This window comes from Agarivorans sp. Toyoura001 (assembly GCF_005405585.1).
GTDB lineage: Bacteria > Pseudomonadota > Gammaproteobacteria > Enterobacterales > Celerinatantimonadaceae > Agarivorans.
Map to the genome: position 1 here is coordinate 208,799 of NZ_BJEQ01000005.1, position 24,174 is coordinate 232,972.

Below are 24,174 nucleotides of genomic sequence, written 5' to 3' on the forward strand. Positions count from 1 at the left end.
AGTCTTTGTTTACTTTTAATCATATTTCCCTCCAATTGGGGGGAAATACCATCCTCAATGATATGAGCGGAAAGATTGCCAAAGGCGCGGTTACCGCGCTGATTGGCCCTAACGGTTCAGGCAAAAGCAGCTTGTTGTCGGTATTGGCTGGCTTGGTAAAGCCCAGCGCTGGTGACGTAAATTTTGCGCAACAGCCGCTCTCAAGCATTAGTCGGGCACAGCTGGCCAAACAGCTTGCTTTGCTACCGCAACGAAACCCAGTGCCCGCCACTTTGAATGTGGCTGACTTGGTTTGTTTTGGGCGCCACCCTCATCGACCTTGGTATAAAAACATTTCAAATGACGATAAGCAGATTATCGACTGGGCGATGCAGGAAACAGGCGTAAAACAGTATGCATCGCAGTTGCTTACTGATCTATCAGGAGGAGAGTTACAACGCACTTGGCTGGCGATGGTTCTTGCCCAAGATACCGAGGTGTTAATGCTCGATGAACCCACTTCGTGGCTAGACATTTCTCATCAGCTAGGTTTGCTAAAGATCGTTCAGCGCTTAAATCAACAATACAACAAAACCATAGTGTGGGTATTGCATGACTTAAACCAGGCCGCCCAATTTAGTGACCAAGCTATGTTGATTAATCACGGGCACATTGTGAGCAGTGGTGACGCCCGTTCAGTGATCAATGCCAAAGACGTTAGCGAGGTGTATCAGACCCCGGTAACTTCCCACCAAATTGGCTCACAACAGGTTTTGTGGCCGGAGCAACAGCAATGAGACGTTTTCCAAAAGCTTTAGCGGCTATGCTCATGCTGATTCTTTCTCCACCAAGCTTTGCCCAAGTTACTGAGGTGTGTTTAAGCAATTGCGTAAGTTTAATACAGCCTGCTCAACGGGTTATCGCACTGAACTGGTCTGCCGCAGAAATGTTGCTAACGCTCGACGTCGTGCCGGTTGGTTTAACCCTCACCAAGGGCTACCAAAAGTGGCAAACTAACCACCCAAGGTTGCCCGAATCGGTCACTGAAATTGGTCGTCGCCAAGAACCTGATCTCGCAACTATTGCGCGCTTAAAGCCAGATCTAATTATTGGTTACGAGTTTCGCCACCGCCGAATATTAGACGCCTTAGAGCAAATTGCCCCAACTTTGTTGTATCAACAATTCCCTAGCGCTGACCAACAAACCTTTAGTTACTTTAAGCAATCCCAGCGGGTATTCAGTGGCATTGCTAAAGCAGTAAATAAAACGGATCAAGCAAGTGCGGTATTGGCGCGCTTAAACACGCGATTAGCTGAGTTAAAACAAAGCATTGCCGCCCAGGGTTTAAGCAATAAAGCAGTGGCCTATGCCAAGTTTGTGGGCATGGGATATGGCTTGCGCGTGTTTACCGATAAGAGCTTAGCTGGCGCGATTAGCCAAGAGCTAGGGCTGCGCTACGCATGGCAACAAGGCTTACCTGGTAAAGATTTTATTCACTTACAACTAGAGCAACTGCCAAGGCTTAGCAGCAGCCATTTATTGTTGGCCGGCAATCAAGTCGACGGTGAACGAATGATGTTATCTCCGGTATGGCCTCTATTGCCATTTGTTGCACAGAAGCAATTCTCTGAAGTTGAGCCTTTGTTTAGCTTTGGCGGCCCGCTTTCTTCACTAAAAATGGCCGAAGCATTCGCCCAGTCATTACTCAACTGGCAGGAGAATAACCGTGGTTAAATCCATCTCTTCTAGCCTAATGGTCTTACTGTTGCTGATGGCTGCCTATTACTTAAGTAGGCCAGAGATAGCCAACCAAGAATTGGCGCAAGCCATGCTAAACAATATTTGGCTACCTACCGCCTTTATGTCTTTATTTACCGGCGCCCTGCTCGCCAGCTCAGGCTTTTTAATTCAAACCAGCTTAGATAATGATTTCGCCTCTCCCTCTACCTTGGGCATAGCCGCTGGCGCGCTGCTCGGCGCGGTGCTAACCCGCGTATTATTGCCCGAGGCAAGTCTTAATTTAGTATGGTTAGGTGCGTTAATCGGCGGATTTGTGCTCTCGTTAGCAGTGCTAGCAGTTAGCCAACTGATTGGCGGCGGTAAGCTACCAGTGGTGTTAATTGGCATGGCCTTAGGCTTAAGTGCCGGAGCGCTATCGTCGTTGTTTATGCTCTACTTTGAAAACCAAACCGACGGATTATTTCTTTGGGGAAGTGGTCAGGTATTACAAACCAATACTCTGGTGTTAGAACAAACGGCCCTACCGATGTTGGTGTGTTTATTACTGAGTGTAGTGGTACTGCCTAAGCTAGCGTTATTCTTATTGGGTGATACTCATGCAGCCGCTTTAGGCCTTGCCATAAAACCTTGGCGTTGGACAATATTGCTACTAGCCATTAGCCAAGCAGCTTTGGCCACGTCTATTGTTGGCATGATAGGTTTTGTGGGTTTAATGGCTCCGCATCTAACACGTTTGGTATTAAGGCTTAGCAAAGGGGCCAACAATATCGCCCTGCAGTGGTTTATAACCATTGTTATTGGTGCAGCGCTGGTATTAGCCGCCGAGTGGTGTTCACGAAGTTTGTTGTTCTTGGGCTATCGCTTACCCACTGGTGCATTTACAGCGCTGTTAGGTGCACCTTACTTTGTGTTTTTATTGTTTCAACGCTCTGGCAAGGCCTTAGCCGCGGTAGAAACTCAACACTTAGGTTTAAAGCCCTTTATTCACGCCAGCCCCGCCCTTGTTATTGGCGCCCTCAGTGGCTTGTTAGTTGTTAGTTTGTACTTTTGCTTAGCCAAGCCACAAAACATAGGCGCGGTATGGATTAACCAACGGGTATTGTTGGCTGGTTTGGGCGGTTTTGGTCTAGCGTGTGCTGGCACTTTACTGCAAACCTTGTTTAAAAATCCCATGGCGAGCCCCGATATATCAGGGGTAAGTGCTGTGGCAGTATTGCTGATTGCTTGCGTATTGGTATATTTCCCCGCCGCCAATCAATTGCAGCTTACTCTAGCTGCGTTAGTAGGCGGTAGTGCGGTAATGGCCTTGCTGTCATGGGGACTAAAACAACAACTCAGCGTATCTCAATTAGCCTTGTTTGGCATTGTGATTACCGCCTTTGCTGGCACTGCGACCCAAATATTACTCACTTTTGGCAGCTCCACCGCGTCGGTCACTATGATGTGGTTAGCGGGTACCACCTATGGGGCAACTTTTGAACGCATCATCCCCATCGCCAGCATTACTACCCTTAGTTTACTGACCATTGTGCCCCTTTTGCGACAGTTAGACTTAATGCCATTGGGCGAAATATTGCCAAAAACCTTAGGCGTAGCGCTGCAAAAGCAACGGCTACTGTTATTGGCTATTTCTGCCCTTCTCACTGCCATTTGTGTTTCAAGCATTGGCTCCATTAGCTTTGTAGGTTTGCTTGCCCCGCACTGCGCGCGCCTTTTAGGTTTATACCGCCATAAACACCTTATCCCTGCTTCGGGCATTACTGGAGCAATATTGCTGATATGGGCCGACAGCTTAGGCCGAGAACTCATGGCGCCCAACGAAATCCCTGCCGGCCTTATGGTGTCGGTAATCGGGTCTATCTACTTTATTTTGCTACTTCTGATTAGCTACAGGAAACGTACATGAATGCCATTAGCCAATTTTTAAATGAACGAGTGTCTTACCACGTTCATGAGCTGCAACAACCAGCGCCCAAGCCACAACAAATGACAGAGATACTGCAAGCGGCTATGAGCACACCCGATCATGGAAAACTAAAGCCTTGGCATTTTTTAGTGGTTAATCAACAAAATATTGAGGCACTTATCTCACTGTTGCAAACCGCTTGGCAAACTGCCAACGCGAGCTTAGAGCCACAACGCGCCAAACGCTTAGCCAGTTATTTAAAGCAAGCCCCCAGCTTAGTGTTGGTTTCAGCCGAGCTTGCCGAAGACAGTCACATTTCTAAACAAGACCAAATATTTTCGGCTGCAGCAGCCTGCCAAATGATTTTGCTGTCGGCCGATGCGCTGGGGTTCGGCGGCATATGGTATAGCACCGACGCCGTTGAACTCCCTAACGTTAGGCACTTGTTAGGTTTACAAGACAGGCACCACCCGGTGGGATTTTTAGTTATCGGCAGCCCAATCACCAAACGAACTAAATCGCGTAGTAACGTGGCCGAGCTCAGTGTTGAGTGGCAAGGCGCGGCTACTGTAAGCCCTTGGGGATCAACTCAATCAGTTAAACAGGAACAGCAGTAATGAAGACTCACGCACTTTGCCATCAGTCATTTTTCAACAGTTTGCTGGCCGAAACCGCTAACAAGCATTTAGAAGGCAATTCAGTATTTTTGCCCTTATCAGCAAGCTCTAGCCTAGAGATTAAGTTGAGTTATGTATCGCCCAGTTGGCGTCACCGCTACAGCGGTGAACTGGTGTTACATCAAGCTCAACAACAAACAAGAATCTTATTTGAAGTGGCATTAAAATTAATCGTCGAGGGTTTGTACTCTCAGCTAAGCAAAGAAGAAAAAGCGCTATTTCGTCAGCGTGTCGAAGATTCTAATCATTATATTACTCGAGCCGAACAAGCTTTAAGCCAGCGTTCTAAGCTTACTTTAGACCAGTTTATTTTGTCTGAGCAAAGTTTGACTGGCGGCCATAGCATGCACCCTGCAGGAAAAAGTTGTGAGCCCCTAAGTGAACAACAACAAGCCCAATATTTGCCGGAGTTTGCCAGCAATTTTGCCATTGAATGGTTTGCGGTTCACTCCTCTCACTTGGTCGGCGAAAGCCTTGTTGGAGACTTAGCAGACAAACTAAAACAGCTTTACAGAAATTGTGAAAAACAGGCCAATCAAGCTAATGGCGCTACATTCACTGCAGATCAGCTAGAAGATAAACAATGGGTGCCCTTCCCTATGCACCCTTTACAAGCCAAAGCCTGGCGTGCGAGTGAACAGGCGCTAAGCCTTGCCGAAGTGGTAAAAGACCTAGGAATAGAATCTGCAGGCTGGACAGCCACATCATCTAGTCGGGCTATTTACCATCCCCAGCAAGCTTGGATGCTAAAGGTCTCGCTGCCAGTCAAACTCACCAACTCCTTACGCTTACTCACCAGTAAAGAAGCCAAACGAGGAATTCAGTTCAGTCGCTTACTAAATACCCCCGCGGGTGAAGAGCTGCGTCAGCGCTTGCCTGATAGCTACTTTATAGAAGAACCCTTATGGGCAAGTGTTACTGGCATAAACGGCGAAGTATTAGACCTACCACTGATTAGCTTTAGAGAAAACCCATTCCATCAATCACATGCTGCTAACAGTAAATTAAATACTGAAAACATGTTTTGCTTGGCAAGTGTAAACCAAGTTAACAGCGCGCAAAAAGATGCCAAAGTTGTTCACTGGATTAAGAGCTACGCACAACAACACCAATTATGTTACCAGCACGCTTCGCTTAAATGGGTGTCGGCGTTTTGGGACAAGGTGATTAAGCCGCTATGTATTGCGCGCACCGACTACGGATTTGTGCTGTTAGCCCACCAACAAAATATTCTTGTTAAGATTGAAAACAACCTACCTAGCGGCGCTGCGTATAGAGATTGCCAAGGTATTGGTTTAACCAGCCAAGCAATGAGTTTGTTTAAACAACAGTTTGGCGACGAAAGGCCCGAGTACTTTATGGAGGCTGAGCAGGTAAACCCCTACCATGCCTACTATTTAATCGGCAACAGCCTACTTAATACCCTTGCCGCTATTGGTGCCGCAGGTTTGATCAGCGAAACTAAATTATGGGATTTGTGCCGGGATAAAATAAGTGAGTTGCAAGCAAGCCATCCTCAAGATGGTTCTTTCTATACGTATTTACTTAGCACTCCAAGCTTACATTGGAAACGTAATTTTTATTGCTTCTTGGCGAATCACAATGAAGCCACGCTAGAAGATCCTAGCAAAATCTACTGTTCTATCGACAACCCTTTTAAACAAACTAAGGCACCGTTGCTCACCTTTAAAAAGCTCGCAGGTGGCAGAACGCTATGTTTCGAAGATGAACAACTCCCTGACAACGCAATAACGTTTGCGGTAAGAGAAAATGGCGAAACGCTGGCGAGAGGCACCATAGAAAACCATCAACACTGCTGCCAGCTGCGGTTTGATGGCGATGATTCCACATTAAACGCACTATACAAAACAGACGATTTGTTATGGTGGAGTGTTGCGGAACATGGCCTATTCAAGCTTAAGCTCGACGCCCTAAAGTGTGACTACTACCCAGCCTCTGCCAAACACGCTGTTAATCAATCCGAATTGAATGCCTTAACGTTGCAGCAATTTTTGCAGCTAGCGCCGCTATGGCGAGAACAACAAACTACCGCAAAAAGTGCTGAGCTAATATGCGCCGACAATGGTAATAAGCACCCGATTCGTCCTGCAAGGCCTCGTGGCCAGGTATATAGCCGCTACTTTTACCACTTAAAACGCCAACTCACCTTTAGGGTCATCGATAAAGAGCGAGATTTAACCTGCTTTAATCGTTGGCATAACCACCCCAAAATATTTCCGGTTTGGGAGCTAGAAGGCGATAAACAAAGCCATAACGAGTATTTAAGCAAAATGGAAAAAGACCCACATCAATATGCCGTCATTGGCGAATTTGATGGGGTACCGTTTGGCTATTTTGAAGTGTATTGGACAGCAGAAGATCGCTTAGGTCCTCATTATAGCTATCAAGAATACGACCGTGGCGTGCATATTTTAGTGGGCAACTTCAATTTTAGGGGCGGCGTGTATTTTGACACTTGGGGCTGCGCAATATTGCAGTACTGCTTTTTAGATGAAGCTAAAACCAACAACGTAATGGGCGAACCAAGGGCCGACAATCACCGGGTAGTAAGCATTACCGAACGACTTGGTTTAGAGAAACAATTTGAGTTCGATTTTCCACACAAACGGGCGGCATTACTGCAATGTAGCCGCCAGCGATTCTTTAATCAATTTGCCATTTAGGGACTAAATATGAACACACAAACAGTAGATTTACTCGGCGTTGGTATTGGCCCTTTTAACTTGAGTATTGCTGCCTTAGCCAGCACAAAGCCTGATCTTTCAACGCTTTTTTTAGAACGTAAAAAGGCTTTTGCTTGGCACCCTGGGCTGTTACTAAATGATGCAAAAATGCAAACCTCCTACTTGAAGGATTTAGTGACAGGCATTGACCCCACCAATCCCTATAGTTTTTTAAATTACTTGGTAGAACAACAAAAGCTCTATCCCTTTATTGCCTCAGGCCAGTCGGTAATTTCACGCATCGAATTTTCCCATTACCTAAGCTGGGCAGCACACAGCTTAAACAATACACGCTTTAACCAAGACGTTCAGTCGGTTGAGTTTAATGGCGACGTCTTTACCATTGAAACCAGTGAACACAGTTACCAAAGTAAACACTTGGTCGTTGGCACTGGTATGCAACCACAAGTGCCTACTTTTTGTGAGCCCCACATTAGCAATACCTGTTTTCATGCCAGCGAATTAGGCTTGAGAAAACCCAATTTAACGGGCAAGCGTGTGGCTATTATTGGCGGAGGACAAACCGGTGCTGATGTATTCCAGCACTTGTTCGACAAAACCTTCGGCGAAGTAGCAGATATAAACTGGATATCGCGCCGCTCAAATATTGAGGCATTAGATGAAAGCTGCTTTACCGATCAGTATTTTATGCCTGATTATGTGGATGGATTTTATCACCTAGCGCAAACTACCAAAAACAGTGAAGTGTCTCGCCAAAAACTCACCAGTGACGGAATTACAAACGACTGCTTACAAGGCATTTACCAGCGCCTTTATCACGACCGTTATGTGCTTAATAATCCAAGCTGGTGGTCTATTCAGCCCAATCGAACACTGATTTCGCTGGCGCATAACGAAAATGGCTACAAATTACACTTGGAGCATGGTCTCACCCACGACAATACTCAAATCAACGCCGACGTAGTGATATTATGTACCGGTTACCGCCGTGCACTGCCGAGTTGTTTAAGCAAACTAGCTTCGCAAATCCCTCTAAATTCACAAGGCTTGCCAGAGCTTTGTCCTGACTTTAGCGTGAAATGGCCAGCAGCTAACAACAACCGCATTTACATGGTGAATGCCGGCATTCATAGCCACGGTATTGCCGAGCCGCAACTCAGCTTAGCCACCTGGCGAGCTGCAAAAATTATTAACCATGCCAGCGGCAAAAACCTTTATGAAATAGACCAGCAAGAAGCCATTGTAGATTGGGGACTATCGAGCCCAGAAGTGCTTATTCAGCCTAAAGCAAAAGCCGCAGTTTAAAAGTAAAAAGCACGGCGTTTGCCGTGCTTTTATGACCCTAAGAACTTAGCTAAACACCGCGAACCAAGCCTGAACGGCTATCAAACTTAAATAACGAGTCTGCATTATTGAACCATTTAGTGGAACAATGCTTTCCAGCCACTCGGCTTACTCTCTCATCATCTTCATGACAAAATTCACTCAACTTATAGCCACTTAGTTAGCGCCATCGCTCACAAGCACAGTGAGAACAGCGACAACGTGGTTAGCCCTAACAACTTTAAGATTGTGTTAATCACTAGCGTCAATAGCACCAAATTTACCAGGTGCTCTGAGGAGATAACGATGAAGATATTTTTTAACTTATATGCACTGCTGCTGGCTAGCTTCGCTATTTTTTGTGCGGTATTAATGACCGAGCCAGGTCAAACCATTGGCGTACCAAGAGACTTAGTGCTGCACTATTTCCGCTACATGCCTTATTACTGGACAGCACAAGCATTGGCTTTAGCCCTACTTTGGTTGGTAAATAGCAAAGGGAAGTTTTGGAAACCTGTATGGATGGGCTTATCCACTGCAGGTGTAGCGCTTACTTTCTGGGCGCAGTCTTATGCAATGCCCACCGCTTTCCCTACTGAGCAGTTTAACGCGCAGTACTTCTCAACCGAAGATGCGGATATGTTCATTCCAGAAGAAGACTCACGGGTTTATGTGGTTGAGCTAAAAGGCGAAACCTTTATCTTCCCTCGTTACCACCTACAAGTTCCGCATGTTGCTGGTTTTGAACAAGATGGTGTTGAGTACGCAGTAACCTATTGTGGATTATCTAACTTACCAATGGTAGTAGAAACAGACTACGGCTTAGGTAAATCTAACTTACAAGTATTGGGGCAAGTGCATAACAACCTAGTATTCAAAGACACTAATAACGGTACCGCGATTCAGCAAATTACTATGCAGTCTGAATTTACCGAACATCAAACTACGGTACACCCAAATACCCAAATGGAATGGGAAACGGCTAAAACCTTATACCCAGATGCACAAGTATACGTTTATGGTATGGAGCGTTTAATCGACCAGGTATTACTTGGCTTATTTGAACAACCACTGAAAGACCAACGTAATATTGATAATCCAGACTTTATCTTTGATACCTTGAACTTGGCTGATACTAGAATCAACCCGAAACAAGAAATATTTGGATACGACAACGGCCAAGAGCAAATTGCGATTGACCCAAGCTTTGCCCATGAAAATAATGGCTTCACCTTTGAGTTAGGTGGTGAAACCCTGCAGATATTTAGTGATGGCGAGATTGTTAAGTTGCTCAATGAACAAGGTGAACAAGTGGCTACCCATAACGGTGTTCACTACGGTATTTGGACACAGTTTTTTCCAAACACAGTAATACTTAGCTAAGCGACTACCAACAAACATCCTTACAAAGGCCGCTAATGCGGCCTTTTCTATTTAGCACCATCCGATTTTCACCGCTGATTCACAAAGCTTTTGGCTTAGGCGGCTTTATCCACTCGCCAACTGGCCGCAACACTGGTTAATTATTTTTCTCAACCATAAACACCCTAAAGATGCCCAATACGATTATCAAGTACTCTAAAGGATGTTGATAATGGTGTCATTGAAATGCAGCGACCGAACAAAAACTTATTGCTTTCCACCCTAAGAGAAACAGTTATGAAAAAGCTATTTGTTGTAACAACTGCAACTGCAGCGTTAATTGCCACGGCTGCCAACGCAGGCTCTTACAATACTTTCGAAGCTAATGGGAACGCCTTTGTTGCACGCTCTATGGAAGCACCAATGACCATGCAAGAACGACTAGCGGTATTCCCACGAGGTTATGATTTGCACGGCGTTAACGGAAGCATTGGCTACATTGGTATACAACACGGTAGCACCGAATGGGTTTCGTCAGGCCTTAATGAGCACGGCCTAAATGTTGAATCACTCGCCCTTATAGAAAGCAAATATGTGGCAGAAGGTGAAGGCGACGTAAATTACTTGGGCCTGGTCTCTCATGTATTAGCAAATGCCAAAAGCGTAGAACAAGCCATTGCACTATTGAAGAAAACCAAAGTAGAAACCACCACTATTGCCGTTGCGCATGGCTCAACCGTTGGAATGCACTTCGCCATTCGTGATAACCAACGCGCCATAGTTATTGAGTACCTAGATGGCAGTGGTTACCCAAGCATTTTTGAAAACCACTTAGGTGCAATGACCAACGACCCTAACTACGCAGAGATGGAGCAACTTGCAGCGGAAGTCTTTGATGCCGATGGTGCCAGCGTACGCATGGCTGATTACCAACTAAAACTATCTGAGAAAACATTCAAAGGCTTTGATAAAACCTCTACCGACCGCTTCTTGCAATCTGTCTCAATGAACTATGTTGAAGATCTACGTCGAGTAAAAACTGATTTAGATGCAGTGAACCGAGCTTGGACCATTGTTAACTCAATGGAAATTGTAGAGGGCTCATTGTACTGGCGCTGGATAGATCAAAACCCACAGATGGTTGGCTATGGCACGGTAGTAGATCTAAAAAAAAAAGATTATTACTTTCGCACCATGGACAACATGAACATTCGCAAAATTGATGTGGACCGAATAGATTTCTCCACCGTGGAGTACAAGGCTGCATCTATCTATGGCTCTGCAGATTACCAACAATACCGATGGCAGTAATTACACGCGCAAAAAGTCGTCGATTACATTCAATCATCAAAGCCCTTTATCAGGCCATCACCTCAAGAGAACAAGCTATGAATATCATCAACTTTTTAATTGGTCTTGCGCTGTTAGCACTTACTATGGCGTCACCGGGTGTCGCTTTTGCTAACGATAGTAAATCAGAAGTATTAACCGCAGTGCATGAAATGTGGGATCATGCGAGCAACGCCGATGTAGATGCAATGTTTAGCAAAGCGCCTGATAACCACACTTACGTAATGGCTGGCCACCCTCTTTGGTCAAAGCAAGAGACGCTGGGTTTGTATGGTTTAGCCTTTGATGGCGTAGTAAAACAGCACTTAAAAACCCATAAAGAGCAAGTAACGCTGTTATCTGACACTGTTGCTCTTTATGTAGCAGACATGCATTACAGCCAATTTGATGTTAATGGTCCCCCCCTAGAGTCTGGCCCTTATGTCATTACCGTTGTCTTAAAAAAGGTCAATGGTCACTGGTTAAACATGCACTCTCACCAGTCATTCCCCGCAACCAACTAAAGATAACAACTTAAACTGCCAGGCCTGTTTTAGCAGGTGTTAAAGTACGTTACTGACTAATCCGGTCTTGCAGTGCCATGGCTTTTTCCAAAAATATATCACCAGCCATGCTCAGTTCTTTGTTCTTATTATGAATCACCGACCCATGCCAAATGATTCGATTAGCGCCCTCTAAAGAAAACTCATTTAAGTCTCCAGAATCTAAGTAAGGCTGCACAATATAACAAGGTAATCGACACCAACCAGTGCCAGCAAGCATCATAGCAATGCTTTCCTGCGCATTGTTAGAGATGATATTTCGGTCACTGGATACATACACCTCTTGGTGACCCAGTTGATAAATAAACTTAGGCACTATTTGGCTAAGCTTTGCTACCTCTTGTTCGCTGAGAACGCAGCCTTGAGTAACGACCTGCTTAGCCGCCACCTCTACCATACTAAAATGAAAGACATCAATTTGAGCTAACTCACTTTGCTCAACTAGTGGTGAAAATACTAAACCAAGATCTGCATCGCCTGCGTTCACCCAATCCAATACTTGCAGGGTTTCGCCGCTTAACACTTCTAATTCAATGGTAGGAATTTGATTCAATACTTCCAAGTAACATTCGGTCACTTGCTGGCAAACTAAGCTGTTATCAATGGCAACCTTAAACTCATTCGGCAAGGCTTGGTCAAATGCCGTTAGCTGGCTATCAAATTGTTGGGCGTCTTGCATAATTCTTTTAGCAAGCCGAAACAATATTTTACCTTCATCGGTAATCACTAGCTGGCGCACTTTGCGTTCAAACAAGCTCAAGTTACAGCTATCTTCTAAAGCGCCCACCAGCTTAGCAATAACTTGCGGGCGCTTATTTAGCAGCATACCAGCTTGCTTAAAGCTGCCTGACTCCACCGTACTAACAAAGGCTTGAAGTTGGCTCAGTGAGTAATTCATCTTAGTGCTCTTGGAGGTAAGTTGTTTATTTATAGCATAAACACCCTTAGGGTGTTTTCTTTTATCTAAAAGCACTTGTTAAGGTGTGAAAAAGTCTCTTACCCAGCTCTTTACTGAGAACATAGAGTCCATGAAATGAGGATGACGACTTTTTAGTTATGCGTCTGCAGGCTGGGTATCTCTTGCTTGAGTATCTTCGCACCAATAAGGCGGACTGCCAAAGCATTGCAAAAAGTAATCAATAAACACTCTTACTTTAGGTGCAAGCAAGGTCGCGCTGGGGTAAACAGCCCAAATAGCGGCGTTATCGAGTAGCGGATAATCCTCCAATACTTGCACCAGTTGACCCGACTTAAGCTGCTCATAAGCAATCCAAGTTGCGCACTTCGCCAAGCCCATTCCATCAGCACAAAGGTCGCGAACGGCCTCTCCATTATCAACGCGGATATGCCCTTTTACCTTAAAGTTAAAAGGACCATTAGTAGTAGCAAAATTCCAATGGGCTAAACCTGCTTGCTTTATACATTGATGATTTACTAACTGCTCAGGATTTTCCGGTTTGCCGTGTTTTGCTAAATACTCAGGAGATGCACAAATAATACGTTTATCCGCCGCCAGTTTTCGCGCAATCAGGCTTGAGTCATGCAATGTGGCGTTACGAATAGATACATCGAAACCTCCTTCAACTAAATCAAACATACTGTCACTTAAGGAAATATCCACCGACAAATCTGGGTATAACGCCAAAAACTCTTTTAAGGCAGGAATGATATGCATTCGCCCAAAAGAAGACGGCACGGCGATTCGAAGCACGCCTTGAGGTAGAGCACTGCCAGAGCCAACAGAGGCTTTTCCTGCATCTACTCTTAACAGTATCTCTTTAGCATGAGGTAGAAAGGCGACGCCTTCCTCGGTAAGCGATACCTTACGGGTCGTTCTATGTACTAATCGCGCACCTAAGCTCTCTTCAAGACGGCTAATATGCATACTAGCAACCGGTGGAGACAAACCTAATTCTTGGCCCGCTTGGCTAATATTATGGGTGGAGGCTAGCCTCACAAACAGTTTGAGGTGTTCTATGTTCATTACATTAGCTCGGTAGTAGTCTTACTTGGCGTTGATTGACAATGGTATTGCCAGAAAGATTGCTTTTAATATAGGTGCTTAGCTTATACCACGCGAATCCCCCCGCCAAAAAGTTAGCGGCTGTAGCAGCGATAACTACCTGCAATACGCTACCGCTTAAGGTGCCTATCAGCAAGGCCGGAATATACAGTACGAACAAGCGTGCGAATGATACTAATAACGCGATTTTAGCTAAACCTAGTGCGTTAAAAATCGATGCTACCACCATGCACAAACCTAAGGTTCCATAACTAAAAGGGATGATCCACAAAGCGCTGCTTAGCCAAAGCTGAATCCCCGTATCTTGACTCAAGGTAGGAATCAGTTGTTGAGAGGCCAATGCCAGAATCACCGCCACCAGCAGATGATATACCAATACAAACTTTGCTGTCGCGCTGACCACTTGCGCTATTTTCTCTGGCTGCGCCTTTCCTAAATAACGTCCTATCATTGGCGGAACCGACATGGTTAACGCAAGGGTAAATACCAACAAAAAGCTTTCAATGCGAGCAAGCAAACTCCAAAAAGCGATCTCCTCTGTGCCCAACCGCGCTATCAGCATCATTCCTACAAAAGCACCCGCTGAAGGCAAAAGCTGATTAGCAGTAGTCGGTATAGCCATATTGATAAGAGCAGTAAAACACTTGAGCGTTCCAGGCTTAAAACGGATAGCGTAAAACCAATTTTTGTTTTTGGCTTTCAGCAGCATAACAAGGGTACTTAAGCCATAACCTAAGGTAGAGGCAATCGCCGCTCCCTGAATGCCCATATCCAAGCTGAACATCAACAATGGATCTAAAATCAAGTTAATCACACTCGCCAGAACAAACATGGCTCCGGTTGTTTTGGTATCGCCATTGGCCCGATAGACACAAGTAGCCAAATAAAGCGCCGCTCCCGTGCTAGCGCTTAACAACCACACCGGCCAATAAGCCGCGAAAATGGCTAACAGCAACTCAAATTGCGCCTCGTCCGGCCCGCGCTCGACAAACGAAGCAAAGATGCTGTTCGTAAACACAATCAATAACAAACAAATAAGGGCAATAAACAACAAACCAAAGATAAAAGCCAAGCTAGCGGTAACCCCAGCCTGAGCATGTTGCTTAGCACCTGCCGCGCGAGAAATAATCGATGTTGCTGCGACTCCAATGCCTACTTGCAAACCTATTAAGCCAGCTTGAAATGGCAGAGTAATACCGTGAACACTTAATTCATTTAAGCCCAAGCGACTAATGAATACCGAGTCCACTAGTTGCACTAGCATTACCGCAAACAAGCCTAAGCTGAGTGGCAGAGTCTTTTTGATGATGAGAGTTAATGTTGGTGATACAGCTAACATGGCAGTGTTCCCAAAGGGGTCTAAACAAGCCTTCCTAGCGAGGAGATAAATGGCTTACCTCAGAGTAAGCCATTAACGATGGCAAAATTTATTCTACATCTACAACCACTTTACCAAGGGCTTTACCGCTAGATAAGTAAGCGTGAGCATCACTGACTTCATCTAGCGCAAAACGTTTTTCGCCTAATACCGGTGTTAACGCGCCTTGTTCAATAATTTTAGCGAGCTCAGCTAAAGTTTTACCATGAGCTTCACGACCTTGGTTATGAATCATTGGGATGAGCATAAACACTACGTGTAGCGACAATCCCTTCATGTGAATCATCGACAGGTCTAGCTCTAAAAAGGTTAGAGTTGTGGCGATTTGACCATTTAACTTAGCCGCTTCCACCGAGTTTACTAAGTTAGGACCACCCACTGAGTCATACACCACATCAAAACCCGCACCTTGGGTATAGCGAGATACATAGTCGGCCACAGGCTCGGCTGCAAAATCAATCGCGGTAGCGCCTAACTTCTCTATCAGCTTAGCTTGCTCACCCGCGGCGCCGGTGGCATATACTTCGGCACCGTAGAAACGGGCTAACTGCACGGCTAAATGCCCTACACCGCCTGCGCCACCGTGTACTAACACCTTCTGGCCTTGGCTAATGCCAGCGCGAGTCAAACCTTCAAAAGCGGTAATGCCCACTAGCGGAATAGCTGCTGCTTCGCGCATGCTTAAGTTGCTTGGTTTGCGAGCGATTAACTTAGCATCGGCCAATATGTACTGGGCTAAACTGCCTGGTAAGTCGCCTAATCCACCGGCACAACCGTAGACTTCATCACCAACATTAAAGTCGCTTACGCCTTCACCGACTTCTTCAATAACGCCGGCAAAGTCCATTCCCAACACAGCTGGCGCAGGAGGGGAAAACGGCAAGCCTTCGCCCATTTCTCGAATCATCATGTCAATAGTATTAACACTGGAAGCGGCAATACGAACCACAACATTGCCTACTGTAACTTGTGGCTTTGCTAATTCTGCTGCTTCAAACACTTCAGCACCACCAAACTCTCGAACAACCATTGCTTTCATAAACTTTACCCTAAACATTGTTGGAATGAAGGCAGTGTATTCAGCTTTGTCACAGATGATAATTCAGCTTAATAAAGAATGAGTTTTAAGATTTCGTTAATAATCCTTTGAAGAGCCTTACTGAGTGATAGGCAAGCAATCAATGCGTTGCGAGAGCTACACCAAAACACTCAAATAACCTTTAAATTTTGCTTAACACTGTTTCTATATCTGCTTAATTGTTGAGCGGTGTGTCAACTGATACCTTGAATTTGGACTAGGTGCTCGCAGCAGGTTGTGAGCACACAAGACAAATGAATAAAAGGAAGAACACTATGGCTTATCAGGGTTACACAACATTTAACGCAGAGCAGCAAGGTGGCATTTTGTATGTCACCTTTGATTTTGGAACCGTAAATGTACAAGGGCAGGAAATGCTGGCCGACTTAAACGGCTTAGCCTTGCGCTTAGAACGAGACCGAACGGTAAAGGTGGTGGTATTTCAATCGGCAAATCCAGTGATATGGGTCTGTCACTACGACACAAATTTGTTGAAGGATATGTCTACCGAAGCAGTATCGCGAGATGAAGTCACCCTTCTCGACCTGCAAGTAGTATTAGAGCGGATCAGCAAACTACCACAAGCAACCATTGCTAAATTAGAAGGTTTTGCCCGTGGCGGCGGCCATGAGTTTGCCTTAGCGTGTGATATGCGCTTTGCCGCGCGTGGCAAATACAAACTGATGCAAATGGAAGTGGGGATGGGCATTTTGCCTTGTGGCGGCGGCGCTTCTCGCATGGCGCGCCAAGTAGGTTTAGGTCGCGCCTTGGAAATCATTCTTAGTGCCCGTGACTTTACCGCAGATGAAGCCGAAGCTTATGGCACCATCAACAAAGCTTTAGAACCTGATGAAATTGGAGAATACGTAGATAATCTAGCGCAACGTATTGCCAGCTTCCCCGCTGAATCAATTAACGCCTGTAAACAAGCCGTCTATGAATCAATTGATAAACCAATCGACGAAGCGCTTAAAGCAGAAGCGTATTGGCTATACCAAGCCACCAGCAAAACTGCAGCGATTAAGCGCTTCACCGTGGCAGACGAGCAAGGCCTTGAGCACGACATAGAAAATCAACGAAACTGGAATCAACTGGTAATGAATGTTCAAGACATCAACTAGTTACAACTAGAGAGTTAGCTTAAAGGATCGCGATGGCGATCCTTTTCATTTGCCATTGTAGACTTTAATAGTGCAACTAAACGCTCATGAACATGGTTTCACTCAAGGCAAATTGATTATTAAACTTTTCTTAAAACTGATTCCCTTGCAGCGCTCATTATCAACACTAATGCTGCTTGTTACACTGCTCACCACTAACAAAAGACGCATGGCTGAGGAGCTATTATGCATTACCAAGGTAAAATTTATCGCCCGTGGATGGAGGCCGAGAGCGTATTGATTCAAACAACCTTAGGTTGCAGCAACAACCAATGTACGTTTTGCACGATGTTTGACGATAAACGATTTAAAGTGCGCGAACTAGCCGACATTTTCATCGATATTGAAGAAGCCAGAGTTATTTACCCACGAGTAAAATCAATCTTTTTGATTGACGGTAACGTGATGGCGATTCGCACTGAAATGCTGGTTAGCATATTGGACAAAATCAAAACGACCTTTCCCGAAATTGAAAATATTTCGCTTTACTCAGGTTTTAATGATTTTCGCCGTAAGAGCATTACCGAGCTTAAAGAAATCAAATCTGCTGGTTTGGATATGGCATATACCGGTTTAGAGTCTGGCGACCCAATTGTATTGCAGCGTATCCAAAAACGGATGACTCGCGAACATGCAATAGAAGGTATGGAACTGGCGCGAGAAGCCAACATTAAAGTATTAGCCTCGTTTATTTTTGGCTTGGGCGGTAAAGAGCGCTCAAAAGAGCACGCCATCAATACCACCTGTTTACTTAACATTATTAAGCCGGATGCCATCGCGCCAATGGCTTTGGCGATTCAACCTGGCTCTGAGCTAGAGCGTGAAGTAGCGCGCGGTGAGTTTATATTGCCGACGCCTTTGCAAATTTTAGAAGAAGAAAAATACCTTTTAGAAAACTTAGCTGACTTCAATTGCTATTACTGGGGCGACCATGGCAATAACATTTCGCCAATGCGGGGGATGTTTCCCGGAGTACGCCAGCCTTTCTTAGATAAAGTGAATGACAACATTGCCTACAACCCTGTGACTAAGCAAAACATTATTCAAACCTTCGCGTGGTAGCAGTTTAACTGTCGATAAAAAACGCTTTGCCTAAGCAAAGCGTTTTTCGCTTAGCTGTGACTACGAATCACTGAGAGCACAAGTTAATATTGTTGATACAAGCCAAGTCCCTCTTCTGAAAAACTAATCACCTTAAAATCTTTATATGCTTGCCCTGGTTTAGCCATACCCGGTGAATGTTGTGGCATCCCCGGAGCAGCCAAGCCTTTTATGTTAGCTGGGCGCTCTTTTAGTAAACGGGCAATATCCGCTTCTGGTACATGCCCTTCAATCAAATACCCGTCTATTACCGCGCTGTGGCAAGATTGTAACTGCGCCGGCATTGCGTACTGTTTTTTAATAGGTGTCCAATCACTTTGATGGTGAACGTTTACGGTATACCCTTTCTGTTCCATAATCGCAGCCCATTCTTTACAGCATCCGCAAGTAGGCGATTTATAGAGTTCGATAGTTGTTGCAGCAAATAGTGCATTGCTAAAAAGCAATGCCAGCACCAGGCTGAGGTTTCTAGTTAATCTCATCATTAGTTCTCTTGTTCTTTATTAGTTAAGGTTAGCTGATTGTTTAAAGCATTTAGGGTTACGGCTTGCTTAGGCGTTACAAAGCTAACGGCTTGGGTATCGAGGGGAGCAATTTTTAAAGCTTGCGGTTCACCTAACAGACTCACATCAAGCAATAGTTCACTAAAGGTGTCATTTTTAATCACCAATTGATGGGACGTATTAGGCAACAAATGAACTTGGCTAGGCTTAGCCCCTTCGGCAACATTCCACTCGATCAGCGTCATCTCTTTTAGAGCCTGCAGATAATCGCTCAACGAAACGCGCTGTTGCGCGTTCAACGCTCGGGCTAACAACTGCATAGTGGGCTCATTCTCTAAAGCTTGATTGAGTTGTTGCAAACTAGCCCCGCGAATATTGCCTCCCACATTGCCAGCACCATTTGCGTACTTACCATGGCAAGCAGAGCAACCATAGCCTCCTACCGTTTGGTATAGATGTTCGTCAGCTATCGCCGTTAGACAAAACGATACAAGTAGCACTAGTAGGTGCTTTGTGTTGATGGGTTTATACCCTCTAGCCCATGCCTGAATTAGCCTTGAGCTAATCACAAAAATTGTCATATCTATTCCGATTTATTATTTAAAAGATCCCAATAGGGATAGCCACAACACCGCGTTGGTGATGTGTTTAAAAACAACAAAACTTATAGAATCGGAGGGCGGTAGAGCGAGTCGGTAATTATTGAGGGAGCGTGTTGTTGCTCCAAATGTAGCACCGAGCGAGTACTGGCTAACTCGGTAACATGTAAAGCGGTAGTGATAGTTAAGGGCGGAACAACACATGCAGCACCGCAGCAATGGGTGCTATTAGGTATGGTGTACGATGTCGAACTATCACCCAGCCGAATGTCAAAGCCTTTGAGAAGACTAGTATGGCAGTCCACCATTGAATGATGAGAAAGGGTCGAGGATTCAAGTTGTTGCTGAGAGCTATGCGCAGGCATAAAGGACATTTCAAGCATTGCTGCGTTCGCACTTAAGCCGCTTAGCAAAAATGCCAGCAAACTAAAGTAACTTAGCCAAGTTTGAATACTGCGCGTAAACATAGCACCACGTTATTGATTGAATCTACGCGACGATACCCACTCACCTATACAATTGCAAGCTAAGCGACTCAACTCTGCAAACGGGTAACAGAGTGCAATAAGAGCCGTTTACCAACACCACTTTTATTAATTTATTTGCGCCAGTTTCTTCTTGTCAAATTGCTGCCACAACTTCTCATGAAAATAGAAAGCCACTGTGTTTATCGCTGGTTCAATAAGGGCAATCACACCACCAATTAAAGCGCTTCCGGTTAAGGTATAGGTCACCGAGAACGCACACTAAAATGTAAAATGGCAAAACTGATAGTTTTAAGAAACTCTTGAGATAACTGCATAAGGACTCCCGTAAATAAAGAGCCAACTTAGCGGGAATTTGACTCAACAGGCAGTAACTTACGGTAACCTGATATTAGGCGGGCGTAACAGTAAGCAACTCACCATTACGCCGCAACGAAGTTCATTTAGGAGATAACATCACCTGAAGGTTTTACATTTTTAAAGCTACCGCTAGGATTACTGGCCTTATCAAACCTAAACACATTCTTATCTACCTCTCGGTGAATAGTAATATCAATGTAAGTGGTTTGATTAGCACCACACACTTCGTCTATGGCTAAACCTTCTGAACGAAACTGTGTATTGCAGTAAAAAGAGAAGCCTTTGTTTGGCCTTGCCATCACTTGCAAACCAAAGCAGTTATCTTTGATTTGCGACATTTTGTCGGCATCAATGTAATACACCAAACTATGAGTTGCGGTGTTCATTTGCTTATCAACAAAAAAGCCCTCGGGCAGTTGGTGAGGCTTATAACCTTTGCCTGCCAGAAGCAAAATATCATAATCTTCATTTTGAATATGCTCGCCATTTTGGTCACGTACTCTCACCACCAACATGCAATACTTACCAATAAGCTGCTTTTTACCGATAGGCACTTTGGCCTGTTCAGATTGAGTCAGCTGCTTCATCTCTTGGCTTCGCTGAGAATAATCCGCAGCTGAGTTTACTGTTAAACAGGCAAGAACTTGGTCTACCACAATATGGTGGTTTGCGGTGTTGGCTTTGTTTGCCAAAATACCCATTTTGGTACCCGAGTGGCTAAACTCACTTAACACGCCAATAGGCACGGCAGCGGGTCGACGAATTGGTTCAATGTCACTGGGTTTTAAGCGGTAAGCTTTGCCCGCCACCCCATTAATCAGCTCTTCTGATTGCTCCAAGGCTAAATATCGGTAATTCATATTAGCGCCAGCTACCCTTACAACACCATCAGACCCTGATTCAACCAGATAGCCATTTAAAAAATCATAGAATTTGCTATCAATTCCTTGGCCAGATAACACAAAAGGATAGAAGCTGTTATTGGCATAATCATAAGCCATACCGTTTTCATTAAGCTGCCATTGCCCTTGGCTACCCAAACAAAGCCAATCAAGTATTCGCTGACCAGGTTCAACGCCAGCAAACCAAGATTTAATTCGCCCTACCCGCTGCTTACCTAAAGCCGCCAGAGTAGAGCCATGATTTGCCGGCGCCAACATTACTAAATGCTGCAAGGGTAATGTGGCGAGTCCCGCAGAGCCGTAATACTTATCTACCCAGGCTCGTACAACAGGCCCCCCGGTAGAATGAGTAATGCATGAGAAAGGTTGAATCTGGTCTTGATTACCAGGAAGATCTTTTAAGGCTTGTTCCATAGCGCGAGCAATATCATCCATCGACACTTCATCATGAAAGCTGATGTATTTACCCAAATAGATGTGGTCTATATCGATGCTAAGGCCTACCGAAGCAGACTTAGACACTAAGGACTGCGGCAACTCCCCGTAGGTAGAAGTATTGGTTACGCTCCAACCATGCACAAAAATCAGCTTCATTTTATTACTTCCATGTAATTAGTAGATTTATTTCAGTACTTTACAATAAAAGGCCAGATGTTAAACAATGGTTAACAAATAGCAACGATAGTTTTGTTATCGTTAATAATGAGCTTAAGAAGAAACCTGACGTTTCGCGATATTAGCTTGTCAGCAAAGCCAATATTTGCCGATTTGGCTGTAGCAGATAATGAACAGTGACGAGCAGGCTAAACCACAAAAACATAGCCAATAGACTAAGGTTGGCGCAAGCTGACAACCAATTGTTGGATAGTTTTAGGGGCAGGATTAACAAAATATTGAATCACAAATGCGCTGGAAAAGTTAATCACCATACCTAAAGCACCGATACCCTCTGGTGATATTCCCCAAAGCCAGCCGTCGGCGTTGTTGGCTGGAGGATTCAGGTACTTAAAATAAACAATGTAACCAAGCGTAAATAACATTCCGTTAAGCATGCCTGCGATAGCGGCTTGTCGACTCATTTTACGGACAAAGATGCCTAAGATGATTGCCGGAAACAACGAACTCGCCGCCAAACCAAAAGCAATAGCAACCACTTCAGCCACAAGCGCAGGGGGATTAGCACCAAAATAGCCGGCAGCAATAATCGCTATAACCGCACTTATTCGCGCCCACTTTAGCTCTTGTTGGTCACTCAAATTTTTGTTCAGCGTTTGCTTAAGTATGTCGTGAGAAATTGAGCTAGAAATCACCAGCAATAAACCTGCAGCGGTAGACAATGCGGCCGCTAAGCCACCGGCCGCCACTAGGGCGACCACCCAGTTAGGTAGCTGGGCTAATTCAGGGGAAGCTAACACAATAATATCGGGATTAATGCCAATCTCATTTCGCTGGTCGCCTGAATAAAACAACCGTCCATCACCGTTGTTGTCGCTCCACTCTACTAAGCCGGCTTGCTGCCAATTACTCAACCAGGCAGGGCTATGCTCTTCAGCAACACCCTGCATATTTGCGCCATTAATTGATTCAATAATATTCACTTTGGCAAAAGCGGCCACAGCAGGTGCGGCGGTATACAAAATAGCGATAAACACCAAAGCGTAAGCCACCGATAAACGGGTATCTTTTACTTTCGCAACGGTTTGAAAGCGAATAATAATATGCGGCAAGCCCGCTGTTCCCATCATCAATGCAGCGGTAATAAAGAATCTATCGGCTAAACTTCGTGCGCCATTGGTGAAAGAGTTAAAACCTAGCTGTTGCGACAAACCATCTAAGCGGTCTAATAAATACACCTCAGAACTGCCACTTAAACTGGCTCCGAGACCTATTTGTGGGAATACTTGCCCGGTAAGCGCGAACGAGGTAAAAATAGCCGGCACTAAAAAGGCAAAAATTAATACGCAATATTGCGCCACTTGCGTATAGGTGATGCCTTTCATTCCTCCCCACACTGCGTAAACAAACACTATAGCCATGCCTAACATCACACCAAGGTTTACATTTACATCGAGAAATCGAGCAAACACTACGCCTACGCCGCGCATTTGGCCTGCAACATAGATAAAGCTAATAAACACCGTACAGGTTACAGCCAATAAACGCGCCGATTGGGAGTAATAGCGCTCGCCAATAAAGTCTGCCACGGTTACCTGACCAAAGCGCTTTAAATACGGGGCTAAGCATAAAGCGAGCAACACATACCCGCCGGTCCAGCCCATGAGGTAAACCGCAGCGTCGTAGCCTAAAAAAGAAATCAGTCCTGCCAAGGAAATAAAAGAAGCAGCCGACATCCAATTAGCAGCACTAGCGAGGCCATTTGTAAGAGGATGAATTTGTGCATTGGCGAGATAAAAATCGTGGGTGGTCTTGGCCTTAGCCCATACCGCAATAATCATATACAGGGTAAAGCTAGAAGCGATAAATATCGATGTCCAAGTTTGAATATCCATCTAATGCTGCGCTGCATCTTTAAAAGATAGTGCTAGCTGCTCACTGAATAAATCTGTCACAACAACCCAAAGGTTAAATAATTGTTACGTATCAACTTAGGTGTTTATTAAGTGCTTGAAACTTAGACTTTGGTATAGATGAGTGACTCAATAGTGATAAACCCAGCTCTCAATTTAATTGACGCTGTAACAACATGAAATACAAAGAGTAAAGACTAAGGGTTAAAAAGCTATCCTTTAGTCTAACGAGGATAATTCAACCGGATACAAACGTAGGACACATAGGAAAAGACAAAAAAAGAGCTCTTGCAAAGCAAGAGCCAATGGAAACGTGCTTTTTGGAAACCTTCAACACTACTCCCCTCGATGTAGTGCTCGCCGACCAAAGCTAGAAGGTTCAAGCTACCAATCTAAATTAGCATGTTAATTTGGAAGGTCAACCTTAAATTTTACAATTCATTAACTTTATGTGAACAAGCTAACATGCTGA

At 44.8% G+C, this 24,174-nt stretch carries 20 protein-coding genes and 1 pseudogene; 11 read left to right on the forward strand and 10 right to left on the reverse strand.

Annotated features, from left to right (window positions below):
• Positions 1-5: 5 nt before the first annotated feature.
• The 9 genes from FFR00_RS08980 to FFR00_RS09020 all read left to right on the forward strand — a co-directional run bounded on the left by FFR00_RS08980 (position 6) and on the right by FFR00_RS09020 (position 11,546).
• Positions 6-776 (forward strand): ABC transporter ATP-binding protein, encoded by a 771-nt coding sequence (locus FFR00_RS08980; RefSeq protein ID WP_137673053.1) that lies wholly within the window; start codon positions 6-8, stop codon positions 774-776.
• Positions 773-1,714, forward strand: a complete 942-nt coding sequence (locus tag FFR00_RS08985) for an iron-siderophore ABC transporter substrate-binding protein (protein WP_137673054.1) — start codon at positions 773-775, stop codon at positions 1,712-1,714. The genes FFR00_RS08980 and FFR00_RS08985 overlap by 4 nt, the downstream gene beginning before the upstream one ends.
• Entirely contained in the window at positions 1,707-3,626 is a 1,920-nt protein-coding gene (locus FFR00_RS08990; protein WP_137673055.1) for an iron ABC transporter permease, read from the forward strand. The genes FFR00_RS08985 and FFR00_RS08990 overlap by 8 nt, the downstream gene beginning before the upstream one ends.
• Positions 3,623-4,243 (forward strand): nitroreductase, encoded by a 621-nt coding sequence (locus FFR00_RS08995; RefSeq protein WP_137673056.1) that lies wholly within the window; start codon positions 3,623-3,625, stop codon positions 4,241-4,243. Before FFR00_RS08990 ends, FFR00_RS08995 begins: the two co-directional genes overlap by 4 nt.
• On the forward strand, positions 4,243-6,987 hold the full coding sequence (locus tag FFR00_RS09000; protein ID WP_137673057.1) for a GNAT family N-acetyltransferase: 2,745 nt from the start codon (positions 4,243-4,245) through the stop codon (positions 6,985-6,987). The genes FFR00_RS08995 and FFR00_RS09000 overlap by 1 nt, the downstream gene beginning before the upstream one ends.
• Positions 6,988-6,996: 9 nt before the next feature.
• Positions 6,997-8,313 carry a lysine N(6)-hydroxylase/L-ornithine N(5)-oxygenase family protein gene (locus FFR00_RS09005; RefSeq protein WP_137673058.1) on the forward strand — a complete coding sequence of 439 codons (1,317 nt, stop codon included), beginning with the start codon at positions 6,997-6,999 and terminating at the stop codon, positions 8,311-8,313.
• 324 nt (positions 8,314-8,637) lie between these two features.
• A complete protein-coding gene (locus tag FFR00_RS09010) occupies positions 8,638-9,714 on the forward strand; it encodes a DUF3179 domain-containing (seleno)protein (RefSeq protein ID WP_137673059.1) in 1,077 nt (358 codons plus the stop codon).
• A 276-nt stretch (positions 9,715-9,990) separates the two neighbouring features.
• Entirely contained in the window at positions 9,991-11,004 is a 1,014-nt protein-coding gene (locus tag FFR00_RS09015; protein WP_161985130.1) for a linear amide C-N hydrolase, read from the forward strand.
• Positions 11,005-11,081: 77 nt separating this feature from the next.
• Positions 11,082-11,546, forward strand: coding sequence for a nuclear transport factor 2 family protein (locus FFR00_RS09020; protein ID WP_161985131.1), 465 nt, complete (start codon positions 11,082-11,084; stop codon positions 11,544-11,546).
• Between the two features lie 49 nt (positions 11,547-11,595).
• On the opposite strand, the gene FFR00_RS09025 is transcribed toward FFR00_RS09020, so the two are convergent.
• The 4 genes from FFR00_RS09025 to FFR00_RS09040 form a co-directional block, all read right to left on the reverse strand.
• Entirely contained in the window at positions 11,596-12,483 is an 888-nt protein-coding gene (locus FFR00_RS09025; protein ID WP_137673062.1) for a LysR family transcriptional regulator, read from the reverse strand.
• Between the two features lie 156 nt (positions 12,484-12,639).
• Positions 12,640-13,569 (reverse strand): LysR family transcriptional regulator, encoded by a 930-nt coding sequence (locus tag FFR00_RS09030; protein ID WP_137673063.1) that lies wholly within the window; start codon positions 13,567-13,569, stop codon positions 12,640-12,642.
• A 4-nt stretch (positions 13,570-13,573) separates the two neighbouring features.
• Positions 13,574-14,947: an MATE family efflux transporter gene (locus FFR00_RS09035; protein WP_137673064.1), complete on the reverse strand. Its 1,374-nt coding sequence runs from the start codon at positions 14,945-14,947 to the stop codon at positions 13,574-13,576.
• 88 nt (positions 14,948-15,035) lie between these two features.
• Positions 15,036-16,025, reverse strand: coding sequence for a zinc-dependent alcohol dehydrogenase family protein (locus FFR00_RS09040; RefSeq protein WP_137673065.1), 990 nt, complete (start codon positions 16,023-16,025; stop codon positions 15,036-15,038).
• Between the two features lie 314 nt (positions 16,026-16,339).
• On the opposite strand from FFR00_RS09040, the gene FFR00_RS09045 reads away from it, so the two are divergent.
• The gene (locus tag FFR00_RS09045) at positions 16,340-17,185 is read left to right on the forward strand and encodes an enoyl-CoA hydratase/isomerase family protein (RefSeq protein WP_137673066.1); all 846 of its coding nucleotides are present in this window, start codon (positions 16,340-16,342) and stop codon (positions 17,183-17,185) included.
• A gap of 225 nt (positions 17,186-17,410) precedes the next feature.
• Entirely contained in the window at positions 17,411-18,286 is an 876-nt protein-coding gene (locus FFR00_RS09050; RefSeq protein ID WP_137673067.1) for a radical SAM protein, read from the forward strand.
• A gap of 83 nt (positions 18,287-18,369) precedes the next feature.
• On the opposite strand, the gene FFR00_RS09055 is transcribed toward FFR00_RS09050, so the two are convergent.
• From FFR00_RS09055 to FFR00_RS09080, 6 genes and pseudogenes are all read right to left on the reverse strand, one after another.
• A complete protein-coding gene (locus FFR00_RS09055) occupies positions 18,370-18,810 on the reverse strand; it encodes a DUF411 domain-containing protein (RefSeq protein ID WP_235836190.1) in 441 nt (146 codons plus the stop codon).
• The gene (locus FFR00_RS09060) at positions 18,810-19,409 is read right to left on the reverse strand and encodes a hypothetical protein (protein WP_137673068.1); all 600 of its coding nucleotides are present in this window, start codon (positions 19,407-19,409) and stop codon (positions 18,810-18,812) included. Before FFR00_RS09060 ends, FFR00_RS09055 begins: the two co-directional genes overlap by 1 nt.
• 83 nt (positions 19,410-19,492) lie before the next feature.
• Positions 19,493-19,894 (reverse strand): hypothetical protein, encoded by a 402-nt coding sequence (locus tag FFR00_RS09065; RefSeq protein WP_137673069.1) that lies wholly within the window; start codon positions 19,892-19,894, stop codon positions 19,493-19,495.
• A gap of 126 nt (positions 19,895-20,020) precedes the next feature.
• Positions 20,021-20,229, reverse strand: a pseudogene (locus FFR00_RS09070) (DUF2061 domain-containing protein).
• Between the two features lie 126 nt (positions 20,230-20,355).
• Entirely contained in the window at positions 20,356-21,768 is a 1,413-nt protein-coding gene (locus tag FFR00_RS09075; protein WP_137673070.1) for a triacylglycerol lipase, read from the reverse strand.
• Positions 21,769-22,004: 236 nt separating this feature from the next.
• Positions 22,005-23,684, reverse strand: coding sequence for a sodium:solute symporter family protein (locus FFR00_RS09080; protein ID WP_137673071.1), 1,680 nt, complete (start codon positions 23,682-23,684; stop codon positions 22,005-22,007).
• Positions 23,685-24,174: the final 490 nt, after the last annotated feature.